Raw genomic sequence first — 12,814 nt, 5'->3', positions numbered from 1 at the left:
CTGTCCACCTCAGGAGGACAGTTATTGGCAGGCACTTCCCCCTTCCTCCTCCATTCTAGACTCTCTACTTTTTCTATTGAATAACGCTTACAATTGAAGTATAATGAATTCATAAACCGGTTTAGTAAATCGATTTATCTATCTACCGAAAAGGAGTTAAACCGATGAAAATACAACTTGCTTTGGATCGGATGGAAATAAGTGAAGCGATTGAATTAACAAGAAAAGTAGAAGATTCTGTTGATTGGATAGAGGTCGGAACCTCATTGATTAAGGAATTTGGGATGGCGAGCGTTCGAGAGATGAAACAAGCTTTCCCTGCCAAAACGATTGTTGCCGATATAAAAACGATTGATAATGCCCGTTATGAATTTGAAATGTGCTATGAAGCCGGAGCAGATGTGGCGACTGTGATGGGCGTGTCTCCCATTGTAACCATTGAGGCGTGTATGGAGGTTGCAGGGCGATATAATAAAACCGTAATGATCGATTTATTAAATACAACAGAGCAACAAAAAATGGATTTAATGAAATACAAGAATGCTGTTTTTTGTGAGCATATAAGCAAGGATCAACAAGAGGAGCTTGGGGCTAGCAATCATGGTGCAGTGGAAAACAACTTCTATGGTCCTGATATGACCATTGCAGCTGCAGGCGGAATCACCCTCGATTCATTGGATTTACTACGGAAAACACGTAATCCTTCCATTGTGATTATAGGCTCCGCAATCACGAAGGCAGAGTATCCAGCAGAAGCAGCAGCCAAATTTAAATGTGTGGAGGCAAAATAAATCATGTTATTCATTCCTACTATTATTAAAGAAATCGAAACTGTACTGAGTCAGGTAGAAGAAAATAAGCTGGACGATATTGCCCGCCAATTGCAAAAAGCCAAGCGAATTTTCGTTATTGGTGAAGGTCGTTCCGGGCTGATGGCCAAATCATTTGCCATGCGCTTAATGCATTTAGGTGCCGCCGTCTATGTTGTCGGTGAAACAATCACCCCATCTATTGAAGAAGGAGACATTTTAGTAGCGATTTCTGGTTCAGGAACAACTAAGAATGTGGTTTGGACTGCTGAAAAAACACATTCTCTTGGCTGTTCCGTTATCGCAATCACTACCAACCCAGAGTCTCCATTAGCAGTTGCGGCAACAACGGTTCTTCACGTACCGGCAGCGACTAAATACCGCCGTGAAAACGAGTTGAAAACGATTCAGCCGCTTGGTTCCCTATTCGACCAGTGCGCTCATATCTTATTCGATACGCTTTGTCTGCAATACAGCGCCCTTAACAAAGTGGACCACAACGCTGCATTTGGACGCCATAGTAATTTAGAGTAGACCCATTTCAAATGGGTCTTTTTTTCGACAGTATTTAAGAGTTTTCACCATAAACAAACGATTGATTAAAACTTCCTCAATCACATTTAAAAGAGAATTTTTGAAAGTTTTCCGGGAAATTTTTTGTCGAAGATGGGTTAGTGGATTTCGACACTAAAACGAAATATTCATACCGTAAATAACATTAGGATTTTTACTATATACCTCCATAAAGAGAAGTGATACATTTGAATAACTTCCATATATTAACTTGAAGGGAGTTTTCATCATGCAGCGGATTAAATTTATGGTTCAACTTTTTCTTAAAGAGCCTTTGTGGTTTAAAATACTCATCTCCATAACGTTACTTACCTCCATCATTTTCAGCAGTTCCTTTTTTTCAGCTACCCCACTTTATCAAGGCATATCCAAATTAGCAGCAGCGATCTTCTTTTGTGCGTATGGATTTAAATTCAAGATGAATCGTTTAACTTCTATCCTATTTTTCACTGTAGCCGCTATCTGTATTTACCTATCCATTCTAGCTTTTAGGTAATAATAAAAGCAGTCATGTGACTGCTTTTGCTATGCCTATTCAAACGTTTTGATCGATGGAGCCTCATAGTTTAAAAATTTATCAAGTAATGCCGCTGGCTCATCCTCAATGATTGCCATTGAACGGAACTTTTCTTGCAGAAACTTTTGGCCAATCATATGGTCAAAAAGGCTGATCAATGGGTCATAATAGTGGTTAATATTAAGTAGACCGCACGGCTTTTTATGTAAGCCAATCTGACCCCAGGTAAATACTTCGAAAAACTCTTCAAGGGTGCCGGTCCCGCCGGGCAAAACAACAAAACCATCAACCAAATCAGCCATCTTCGCTTTTCGCTCGTGCATGGTTTCAACCGTTATTAACTCCGTTAACCCTTTATGGGAAATTTCCCGTTCCTCTAACACCTTAGGTATCACGCCAATGGCTTGGCCGCCTTCACGTAACACCGTATCTGCGACAGCGCCCATCAACCCGATACTTGAACCGCCGTATACTAAGGTAATATTCCGTTTTGCGAGCTCTTTTCCCAACTCTATGGCTCCTGTTTTATAAGCCTCTGAAGCACCCAAACTTGAACCGCAATAAACTGCCACTCGTTTCATGCCGCTGCCTCCCTATAGGTAAGTTTTAACTTTATTATAATTAATGCTAGATAAGATAACAAAAAACAGGAAGAATGAACTTCCTGCTTGTTAAGATATGCTGCGCTCTTGCATGGTATAATCTTTTTTTAAGTTTTGGAAAATATTATGAAACTTCACTACCCTTCCATTCGTATGATTATTACTAGGAAAGAAGGTGACTACCATGTTGAAAACGCGGTTTACTAGCATAATCTTACTAGTTTTATTATTCGTTTTCCCCCACCAAAGTTTAGCCGTCGAGTTTTCGATTACCAATTTAAAAATCGATGCAACGTTACAAAACAACGGAAATGTAGAAGTAGAAGAAACCCATACGTATGATTTTGATGGCGAATTTAACGGGATTACCCGTGAAGTGGTTCCGAAAGAAGGAGCTTCTATCAGCCAATTTACGGCAACTGAGAACGGTAAAAATTTACGAATTGAAAAAGAAGATGACCTTTATAAGGTTCACCGTAAAGGTGAGGATGAAACCATTACAGTGAAACTCCACTACACGATTGAAAATGGAATAGAGGTATACCAGGACGTTGCGCAATTTTACTGGCCGTTTTTTGATGACAGAAATGATTCCTCCTATGAGGATCTCTCGATTACGATTCACCCTCCTGTGTCGACAGATGATGTGATTGCCTTTGGATATGACGAGGCGTTTACTATTCAAACCATACAGGAAAATGGTTCCGTCCTTTTTAAATTAGGATATGTTCCTAGTAACACAAATGCCGATATCCGTGTTGCCTATCCTTCCAGTCTATTTCCAAATGCACCTCTCACAGCTGATAAACCGATGAAAGAGGACATTCTTAAGGCGGAACAGGAGCACCTTAAGCAGGCAGAATCCGACGCCAAAACAAAAGAAACACTTTCAACCATTAGCTCGATAGGTCTCCCTTCCTTTGCTATTATTTTATTCCTATTAATGTTGCGAGATTGGTTAAGGGCACGGGCCATGCGAAATGATTTCATGCGTGAGGGAGCAACGTCTTTATCTGTACCAAAACAAATCATGAGTTTACCTGCAACCATCTATTTTACTAACAACAACTATCTTCAGCCCAAAGCCATGGGGGCTGCATTACTAGATTTGGTTCGCAAGGGATTCGTAACAAAAGTGGCAGATGATCAGTTTCAAAGAATCCGATCCAAAAGCCCATTAAATCATGAAAATACATTGATGGAGCTGCTATTTGATAAAATTGGAGCAAACCATATTTTCAGTCTTGACGACTTAATAGCTTATACAAAGAACACAAAAAACCATATTAAATACAACACTTACCAAACCGAGTGGAGGCAGGCAGTAAAACAGGAGGTCGACAGTCACTCCCTTTACGAAAACAAAACCACCTATCGATTACTTATTGGTTTTTCAAGTATCCTTTTACTACCGTTTATTTTCTTTTTCCTGATTTACAGTCTATTTTTTTCCTTTATCGTGACAGTGCTTTTAGTAATAACCGTCATCATCTATGCTAGTGTCTATCGACAAAAGACAGTAGAAGGCGCGCGGATTGCCTATGACTGGAAGCAATTTAAGGTGCGATTTAAAGATTTATCACAAACAGAGTGGGAGAAATGGTCTGAAGATGATCGCATGCGGGCCTATATTTATGGGCTCGGAATCAGCAGCAAAGAAATCGATCGAAAACATGATCAGCTTATCGAAGCCCTCACCCCAACAGGTAACGATTACGTTGATGATGGCAGCTTCTTCTCGATCATCTACATCGGGCCATACGCTTCCTCAAGTTTCCACTCCGCTTATCAATCTTCTTTAAGCAGCGGGGGCGATTCTGGAGGAGGAAGTAGCGGAGGAACCGGTGGAGGCGGCGGCGGGTCCGGTGCTTTCTAAAACAAAAAGGCTTGAGGCTATCCTCAAGCTTTTTCGTTTTACCGTGCAAGGGCTTGTAGTTATGCTTGAAACTATAATATTATAGAGTTAGAGATATCCATGAAATTCCATATTTACTTAAAAAACTATCATTCAAAATGGAGGAAAAAGTATGTATCCGAATATACTAAGGCACCCAGGACCGACTCCAATACCTAAAAGGGTTCAGCTTGCTATGAGCCAGGACATGATTAGCCATCGGACACCAGAGTTCGTACGGTTATATCAAGAAACGACCAATCGTGTGAAACCTATTTTCGGGACATCACAAGATATTCTACTTCTGCCATCAGGCGGTACTGCAGCATTAGAAGCAGCAGCGGTAAATACCGTTTACCCTGGCGAAGAAGTAGTGGTTATCACCGTCGGAGCCTTTGGCAATTATTTCGTGTCTATTTGTGAGAAATACGGGTTTAAAGTACATAAGCTCGAAAAAAGTTGGGGTGAGGCTTGTACGGAGGAAGATCTTACTGAGTTCCTTAAACCGTTATCAAATATAAAGGCAGTATTTGCAACCTATAATGAAACTTCAACAGGAATTCTAAACCCTATTGAAAAATTAGCAGAGGTTGTTCGTACCCATACCGACGCTTTGTTTATTGTCGATGGAGTTAGCTGTCTTGGCGGAGCTCCTGCAGAAATGGACCAATGGGGAATTGACATTTTAGTAACCGGGTCACAAAAAGCGATGATGCTCCCTCCTGGCCTGGCACTGGTAAGCGTCAGTGAAAAGGCATGGAAAATAATCGAGGAAACGAATAAACCAGCTTATTACCTGGATTTACTTAGCTATCGGGAGTGGGCAGAGAAAGGCATGACACCTAACACCCCTGCTATCTCACTGATTATGGGTCTTTCCGCTGTCTGTGACTTGATTGAGGAGGAAGGCGGGTTTTCGCAAACGGTGGCAAGGCATGAACTAATGAAGAATATGGTTCGTGAGGCAATGAGTGCTCTTTCTATCAGACTGCTAACATCCGATGAGCATGCTTCACCAACCATTACGGCTATATGTGCACCAGAAGGACTGGATTTACCTTCCTTTATTGGTCACTTAAAGGAGAAATATCACCTTGATTTTGCTGGTGGACTTGGTCATCTTCAAGGGAAGATATTCCGATTCGGGCATATGGGCTATTGCTTCCCAAGTGATGTCCTTCAAGCCGTTTCTCTGATCGAAGCTGGATTACAAGACTACTCCTATTCCTTCGAACCAGGTGCAGGAGTCGCTGCGGCACAAAATGTTTTCTTGAATTCTCTACGGAAGTAATATAAAGGAGGCATGGTCTTAATGGACTGTGCCTTTTCTCTTTCGGCCACTCTAGAGCTCTTGCATAGACCCAAATGCTTTTACTTCATGCTCTTCGGTCACTCCAGACCACCTGGATTGACCCAAACGCATTTTTTACATGCTCTTCGGTCACTCCAGACCACCTGCTTTGACCCAAACGCTTTTTCTACATGCTCTTCGGTCACTCCACACCACCTGCATTGACCCAAATGCTTTTTCGGCATGCTCTTCGGTCACTCCACACCACCTGCATTGACCCAAATGCTTTTTCGGCATACTCTTCGGTCACTCCACACCACCTGCATTGACCCAAATGCTTTTTCTGCATGCTCTTCGGTCACTCCAGACCACCTGCATTGACCCAAACGCTTTTTCTGCATGCTCTTCGGTCACTCCAGACCACCTGCTTTGACCCAAACGCTTTTTCTACATGCTCTTCGGTCACTCCTGACCACCTGCTTTGACCCAAACGCTTTTACTTCATGCTCTTCGGTCACTCCTGACCACCTGCTTTGACCCAAACGCTTTTTCTACATGCTCTCCGGTCACTCCAAACCACCTGCATTGACCCAAATGCTTTTTCCGCCTGCTCTTCGGTCACTCCAGACTTTCATTACTATTTTACATAAGTACACGGCGTACCCACCCAAACCCATATTATGGTATAGTACCAATATTAAGGAATTTCAATAGTCTGGGAGGAATGAATGCATGCAATATCGTCGTCTAGGCAATACCGGTTTAAAGGTTAGTGAAATTAGTTTAGGTAGCTGGCTAACTTATGGAGGTTACGTAGAAGAACAAAATGCAGTATCCTCGATTGACCTTGCATACGAATCAGGAATCAATTTCTTTGACACCGCAAATGTATACATACGAGGGGAAGCAGAAAAAGTCGTTGGTAAGGCATTAAGCAAATATCCTAGGAGTTCCTATGTTCTAGCTACAAAGGTGTTTGGAAATATGGGAGACGGACCAAATGATCAAGGATTATCCCGCAAACATATCATGGAGCAATGTGATGCAAGTCTAAAACGCCTTGGCATGGATTATATAGATATTTACTACTGCCACCGTTATCACGCTGAAACTCCTTTACACGAAACACTAAGAGCATTGGATGATTTAGTACGCCAAGGGAAGGTTCTATATGTCGGCGTGAGTGAGTGGACAGCAGAACAAATTACCGAAGCAGTGCACCTTGCAGATAAGAAACTTCTAGATCGCATTGTCGTCAATCAACCAAATTACAGCATGCTGCAGCGCTATATTGAAAAAGAAATTATTCCTGTCAGCGAAAAACATGGTATCGGTCAAGTCGTATTCTCCCCTTTGGCACAAGGTGTGCTAACTGGAAAGTATAAAAATGGTGCAAACGTTCCAGAAGGAAGCCGTGCAGCACAAGCAAATACAAACATGTCCCATATCCTTACGGAGGAAAATTTAGATAAAGTGGAACAATTAAGATCAGTAGCCTATGCGGAAGATTTAACCTTAGCTCAGCTCGCTATTGCATGGATCTTACGTCAACCAAATGTAGCAAGTGCTCTAGTGGGTGCAAGCCGTCCAGAGCAGCTCCAAGAAACCATAAAGGCATCTGGAGTCAAACTATCCAGCGATGCGCTAGAAAAAATCAACGAAATTTTAACGAACTAAAAGAAACAAGGATACCATCATAAGACGGTATCCTTGTTTCTTTTAGTTAGCACTCTATAATTTTAGTTCAATTCATAATAACTACAAACTACCTGACCAACCGCTTTGGCGGCTACTAGGAGTGAATCTTCATCAATATCAAATTTCGGGTGATGATTAAAATAAGGATTTTCAACCCCTTTTGGTGTACAGGCAATGTAAAAGAAGCAGGCCGGGAATTTTTCAGCATAATAAGCAAAGTCTTCGGATGGAGCCATCGCCGGAAACTCTTTCACTTCTTTTATATCTGGATCATTCATGCTTCGTAAACTTTCTGCAACCATTGCGGTAAGCTCAGGGTCATTGTATAAAGGCGGATAATCTGGCGTATACGTGAGCTCACAGGTTACGCCAAATTCTTCTTCAATTCCTCGTACAATCCGCTTCACTTCTTTTTCAATCGTTTCTTTTGTTTCTACCGTCATATAACGAATATCGCCTTCAAGTTCTACGCTGTCCTTGATCACGTTGAATGTACCTTTTCCATCAAAAGATCCAATGGTGATGACACCCACATCGAAAGGACTTAATCTTCGGCTAATGATGGTTTGCGCTGCAGTAACAAAATGTGCGGCAGCGACAATGGCATCGTTTGCGAGATGAGGCGAGGAACCATGGCCGCCTCTTCCTTGCACCTTCAATTTCATGTACGCTCGTCCATTGAAGGAATATCCAGCATGGTAACCTACTGTACCGGCCGGCCCCATTGGCAGCAAATGAATGCCATATACAGCATCTAAATCATCAATCAAGCCAGAATCGACAATACTTTTTGCTCCGCCTGGCGGAACCTCTTCTGCATGCTGGTGAATGATTTTGATGGTACCTGGGATGGAGTCCTTTAATTGGATTAAGCAATCAGCTAAAACTAACAAGTAAGCCGTATGTCCGTCATGGCCGCACGCATGCATGACACCTTCATTCTTTGACTTAAACGGAACATCTGCTTCTTCTACAATCGGAAGGGCATCAAAATCCGCACGAAGACCAATGGTTTTTCCAGGTTTTCCACCTTTAATCGTAACGATAATGCCATACCCATTCCCAACATTCGTTTGAATCTCTACATCTTTTCCTTTATAAAAATCCACAATATACTGAGCCGTCTTCTCCTCTTTAAATGAGAGCTCAGGATTTTCATGTAAATGACGGCGGATTTCGATGATTTCTTGTTTACGTGATTCTAACATGCCCATTAAATCGCTTTTCATCATTTTCTTCTCCCCTTTTGATGACAAAGATAATTCAATTAATGACTTCCTGTTGGTGTTGGAGTTGGTGGTGTGCGCCTTGATTTTTTCTCTGGTGCCTCAGCGGGTTTTCCTGCACTACTAGGAACCATGATCATAATCGAAAGTATGGAAAGTACTCCAAAAATCACGTTAACGATAATCCCAATAGATGCGGCAGTCGCTACATTTCCATTCGCTGCAATTGAACTATAAATCGTTGCGGAAATGGCAACACCGAACGCACCGCCAAGTGAACTTGCCATTTTATAAACCCCTGCAGCTTCACCAACTTTGTTGGATGGCGCATTCGATACAGATGTATCTGTAGATGGCGTTGCATATATGCCAAGTCCAAGACCAAATAAGGCAAACCCAATGAATACGACAACGGTATAAGCAAAATCAGGCAGGAAGGTTAAACCCATAATCGCTACACCAACCGTAGTGATAATCGCGCCCCAAATCATTGGTAATTTCGCACCAACTCGTTGCAGGATTTTCTCTCCGACACGAATCATGGCAAGAACGGCTATTAAATATCCAATGGATAACATCCCTGACTGAAAGGCAGTGAATCCTCTTCCGACTTGAACATACGTATTCGCAACAACGAGCGTTCCGGCTACTGCATTTAACAAAAAGTTAGAGTAGGTGGCACCCGCATATGGTTTATTTTTAAATAAAGAAAAATCAATGAGGGCAATCTCTTTCCTTTTTTCAACTTTGAAGAATACAAAAGCTCCAACTACAGTAACGATAGCAGCGATGATGGAAGTAGGGCTTGTCCAGCCTAAGTCTCCACCGAATGTAATAAACACGTTTAATGCAATCATGGTGACGATAAAGATTGCTAAACCACTATAATCGAATTTAAACTTACCAGTTCCTTCTGCTTTGCTTTCAGGTGTGTCCTTAATCAACCACATGGCGAGAAGGGCAAATACAATAGAGAAGATAAAAATCCATCTCCATCCCATATATGTTGCAATGGCACCACCAGCAAACGAACAAACTCCTGAACCGCCCCAAGATCCAATCGACCAGAAACTAAGGGCACGTTGTCTGTCTTTTCCCTCAAAGTACGCTTTCACTAAGGCAATTGTTGCTGGCATAATACAAGCTGCGGAAATTCCTTGAATGATACGTCCGATAATTAACAATGTCGCTCCTTGCGCTACTACTAGGCAAAGAGAACCAACCACGCTTAAAATTAACCCGAGATAGGTAATTTTTTTACGGCCAATTTTATCTGCGAGCCCGCCAGCAGCTACGATAAACATTCCGGAGAATAAAGCGGTTAAGCTAATCGCTATATTCAGCGTCCCTGATGAAATTCCCAAATCTTTTTGTACGGCGGGGACCACATTGACCATTGCCTGTGCAAAAAGCCAAAATGTGATAACGCCGAACACAATCCCTGTGATCATCCTATCTGTACCTTTATAACTTGTCTCCATGATGTGCCTCCTATTATTTTATTAGGTACCTGTTATATAGTTAGAATGCACTACCCAAATAACCTTAATCAAAAAACATTAACTATAATTCAGGACCTTTTCTTGTGGTTCTATACGTTAATTATAAAAATTAACCCATAGTTAAGAGAGTCAATTTTGATGCAAATCAATAAGACAATGTATGTATTTATAAACCTGCTGGTTAATGTGGTAAAAAAAATACGGTCGATTTTTACCCTCCCAACAAAAAAAAGTCCGACCCATCGTAATGGGGTCAGACCCTTTTAGTACTAGCTGTAGGTTTTCCGAATATCAAAAAAGTGAATCGCATTACTGGTTAAATAGGTATAAAATGACCAATCCTCTTCAATCGATTCGTCAAAGATCTCTAAAGAAGGTCTGCTGGAATTAACAATATAATCAATCACCTCAGCATCCATTCCATGCTTACTGTTTAAGCTCCACCATTTTGTATATAATGCTCCATGGTATTTATCAAAGACGTGCTTACGTATTTGATATTCCCCTTTCGGCATTCCAGAAATGGTTACATGAACTTCCTTATTTAGTTTTTGTAGAAATGTCTCCTCCACAGAAAAGTACGGATTGATGATCGTACTATTCATCAGAATCAATTGGTATCCCCGCTCATTCTGTGTCATCACGTAATCTTTGCCATGTGCAACAATCTCGCCATGCAGGCGTTTTAAAAACATCAATGCAAAATAAGCTGGGCGTTTTCCATTTAAATAATGGAATAATTCTACGCCATCCGTCTGGTAACGCTTGTCTTTTCCTGCCTCTTCATGTACGAGGGTATTGATCCAGAGTGCAACAGTACTCACGTCATTGGCAATATCTAAAACATTTTTCAAGACTAAGGCTCCTCGAAAAAAAGTGCCATTTGTATACCGAGTATTGCCGGACAACGTGTTCCATGAAACGAGATGAAGCGGTTTGTCTAACTGGTTTCTTTTTAAATACCGTTTCAACTTGTCCGTTTTTTCCTTTATGTAATCCCTTGCTAAATCGAATTTGGTATCCGCTGTTTCTTTAAAATCAATGACCTCATTTTGGTTCGCGTTATAACCAATAAAATCAATCGACACCCCATTGGCTAGCTGCCAGGCATGATGCTCACTTGTCTTTTCTTTGCCGAACGAAAACGGCATATACACGCCTACCCGTATCGAAGGAATCATGGTCTTCCATACGTTGTGCAGTTTTAAATAAACTCTCTGAAGTTCCTTTGCTTCGACTCCCGTATAATAAGGCTCGTAAAACATTACATGCCATTGCTTCACAAACGATTCTCCGTACACCTGCAAGCAATGTTTGATGAACTGAGTGAGTTTTGTAAAATAGGGTTCTTCATTGCGCGAGATATTCATATAATCGGATCGGATAAACAACGATAAATCTTGCTGTTTCAAGAATTCCAAAACACGATCAATCGTAAAATACGGAGAGGTTGTCGGAATTGCTTCATCTGTTTCCACCTCTGGAGGGATAGCCGTATTGCTAAAAAGATGACGAACTCCGATATAACCTATCTGTAGATCTCTTTTCACATCAAGCACCTGAGAGCGCACATCTTCTTTTAATAAATTGATAATTTCTCCAATTTCTAGAATGTAACTAGGACCATTTAATTTCTTTTTTACCGGTTTGGACAGGTTTAACGGTAACTTTTCATACCTTGTCTCGGTATGGGAGAAAGTTTTTTGATCACCTAAAATCATATCCGTTAACTTTGCAACAATCTCAGGTGAGTTAATAAAACTCGATGCGTCTTCCTTGCTATAGCTTTGAACAGAATCTTCCTTTTGGACATAATGGTTCTCACGATAGAGATGAGGGGTCATGCCGTACACTTCTTTAAAAAAGGTTGAAAAAGACTTTGTATTGGGAAAGCCATTATTCATGGCGATTTGCGAAATCGAGTCAGTCGTATATAGCAAATCCTTCATACTATGTGTAAGCCTGATATTCATTAAAAAACGACTAAAACCCATCCCCATTTTCTTTTTAAAATAGCGGGATAGATAGCCAGTTGACAGGAAGAATTCCTTTGCAACCCCCTCTAATGTAATCATCTGGTCATAGTTTTTTTCTATATAATCAATGATTTGGGATAAACGAAGATCTTCCGTTTCCATATTCTCTAGAACACTGCCTTCTTCTTTAAATCCCCGAATCAGGATCAGTAGCATTTGGCAGATATAACTTTTAACCTCAATTCGATAGCTTTCATCCTGTCGATAAAAACTAATCATCACATTCGCCAGCAGCTTGCGAATCGATAAAATCATCTCTTCTCTTCCCAAATCAATTTCCCTGGAATAGCATTCAAATCGCATATTCCGATAATCTTCGTAATGCTGATCCATGAAGGCATCCGAGATGGTGACAATCATAACCCTATTATCTTCACTGCCTTGAATCTGGTAAAGCTGATTACGATTAATTACAAGCAAATCCTTTTCTTCCATGTGATAAAAACGATAAGAGGTTTCTATTTTCAATTCACCATCTATGACAAGGATAAACTGGAGTCCTTTATTAACCCTTGGAACGAGTAAATCTATATGTTGAAATGATAGTTGAAAGTCTGACAACGGATTGTTCAATCCATACACCCCTAACTTTTATTCAGGTTTACGCTCCAAATAAACTGCCATTCGTCCTCTGCCCTATGTCTTCTTAAGATAACATTTTAATAT

General features: G+C 41.0%; 10 protein-coding genes. 6 read left to right on the top strand and 4 right to left on the bottom strand.

The features are described from left to right. Window positions 1–164 precede the first annotated feature (164 nt). The 3 genes from hxlA to F4694_RS00205 all read left to right on the top strand — a co-directional run bounded on the left by hxlA (window position 165) and on the right by F4694_RS00205 (window position 1,878). On the top strand, window positions 165–791 hold the full coding sequence (gene hxlA, locus F4694_RS00215) for a 3-hexulose-6-phosphate synthase (RefSeq protein ID WP_179594898.1): 627 nt from the start codon (window positions 165–167) through the stop codon (window positions 789–791). A gap of 3 nt (window positions 792–794) precedes the next feature. After that, window positions 795–1,343: a 6-phospho-3-hexuloisomerase gene (gene hxlB / locus F4694_RS00210; protein WP_179594897.1), complete on the top strand. Its 549-nt coding sequence runs from the start codon at window positions 795–797 to the stop codon at window positions 1,341–1,343. Window positions 1,344–1,611: 268 nt separating this feature from the next. Continuing rightward, window positions 1,612–1,878 (top strand): hypothetical protein, encoded by a 267-nt coding sequence (locus F4694_RS00205; RefSeq protein WP_179594896.1) that lies wholly within the window; start codon window positions 1,612–1,614, stop codon window positions 1,876–1,878. A gap of 35 nt (window positions 1,879–1,913) precedes the next feature. Here the strand turns inward: F4694_RS00205 and F4694_RS00200 are convergent, their stop codons facing one another. After that, window positions 1,914–2,480: an LOG family protein gene (locus tag F4694_RS00200; RefSeq protein ID WP_179594895.1), complete on the bottom strand. Its 567-nt coding sequence runs from the start codon at window positions 2,478–2,480 to the stop codon at window positions 1,914–1,916. A gap of 205 nt (window positions 2,481–2,685) precedes the next feature. Here F4694_RS00200 and F4694_RS00195 point away from each other — a divergent pair, with 205 nt between their 5' ends. From F4694_RS00195 to F4694_RS00185, 3 genes are all read left to right on the top strand, one after another. Next, window positions 2,686–4,377, top strand: coding sequence for a DUF2207 domain-containing protein (locus F4694_RS00195; protein WP_179594894.1), 1,692 nt, complete (start codon window positions 2,686–2,688; stop codon window positions 4,375–4,377). A 151-nt stretch (window positions 4,378–4,528) separates the two neighbouring features. Then, a complete protein-coding gene (locus F4694_RS00190) occupies window positions 4,529–5,686 on the top strand; it encodes a pyridoxal-phosphate-dependent aminotransferase family protein (protein WP_179594893.1) in 1,158 nt (385 codons plus the stop codon). 732 nt (window positions 5,687–6,418) lie between these two features. Continuing rightward, on the top strand, window positions 6,419–7,363 hold the full coding sequence (locus F4694_RS00185; RefSeq protein WP_179594892.1) for an aldo/keto reductase family protein: 945 nt from the start codon (window positions 6,419–6,421) through the stop codon (window positions 7,361–7,363). 62 nt (window positions 7,364–7,425) lie between these two features. On the opposite strand, the gene F4694_RS00180 is transcribed toward F4694_RS00185, so the two are convergent. From F4694_RS00180 to F4694_RS00170, 3 genes are all read right to left on the bottom strand, one after another. Beyond that, window positions 7,426–8,613: an amidohydrolase gene (locus F4694_RS00180; protein WP_179595443.1), complete on the bottom strand. Its 1,188-nt coding sequence runs from the start codon at window positions 8,611–8,613 to the stop codon at window positions 7,426–7,428. Between the two features lie 38 nt (window positions 8,614–8,651). After that, the gene (locus tag F4694_RS00175; protein WP_308806257.1) at window positions 8,652–10,094 is read right to left on the bottom strand and encodes an MFS transporter; all 1,443 of its coding nucleotides are present in this window, start codon (window positions 10,092–10,094) and stop codon (window positions 8,652–8,654) included. 287 nt (window positions 10,095–10,381) lie between these two features. Continuing rightward, the gene (locus F4694_RS00170; protein ID WP_179594890.1) at window positions 10,382–12,721 is read right to left on the bottom strand and encodes a helix-turn-helix domain-containing protein; all 2,340 of its coding nucleotides are present in this window, start codon (window positions 12,719–12,721) and stop codon (window positions 10,382–10,384) included. Window positions 12,722–12,814: the final 93 nt, after the last annotated feature.

It is taken from the genome of Neobacillus driksii, from assembly GCF_013409995.1.
Classification (GTDB): domain Bacteria; phylum Bacillota; class Bacilli; order Bacillales; family Cytobacillaceae; genus Neobacillus; species Neobacillus driksii.
Note: the sequence above shows the minus strand (reverse complement) of the source record. Positions and strands in the feature narration are given on the sequence as shown.

Excerpts from the sequence above, each read along its gene's own strand:
- F4694_RS00205 (WP_179594896.1), top strand. The coding sequence starts at position 1,612 with ATGCAGCGGATTAAATTTATGGTTCAACTTTTTCTTAAAGAGCCTTTG.
- hxlA (WP_179594898.1), top strand. The coding sequence starts at position 165 with ATGAAAATACAACTTGCTTTGGATCGGATGGAAATAAGTGAAGCGATT.
- hxlB (WP_179594897.1), top strand. The coding sequence starts at position 795 with ATGTTATTCATTCCTACTATTATTAAAGAAATCGAAACTGTACTGAGT.
- F4694_RS00180 (WP_179595443.1), bottom strand. The coding sequence starts at position 8,613 with ATGAAAAGCGATTTAATGGGCATGTTAGAATCACGTAAACAAGAAATC.
- F4694_RS00200 (WP_179594895.1), bottom strand. The coding sequence starts at position 2,480 with ATGAAACGAGTGGCAGTTTATTGCGGTTCAAGTTTGGGTGCTTCAGAG.
- F4694_RS00195 (WP_179594894.1), top strand. The coding sequence starts at position 2,686 with ATGTTGAAAACGCGGTTTACTAGCATAATCTTACTAGTTTTATTATTC.
- F4694_RS00190 (WP_179594893.1), top strand. The coding sequence starts at position 4,529 with ATGTATCCGAATATACTAAGGCACCCAGGACCGACTCCAATACCTAAA.
- F4694_RS00185 (WP_179594892.1), top strand. The coding sequence starts at position 6,419 with ATGCAATATCGTCGTCTAGGCAATACCGGTTTAAAGGTTAGTGAAATT.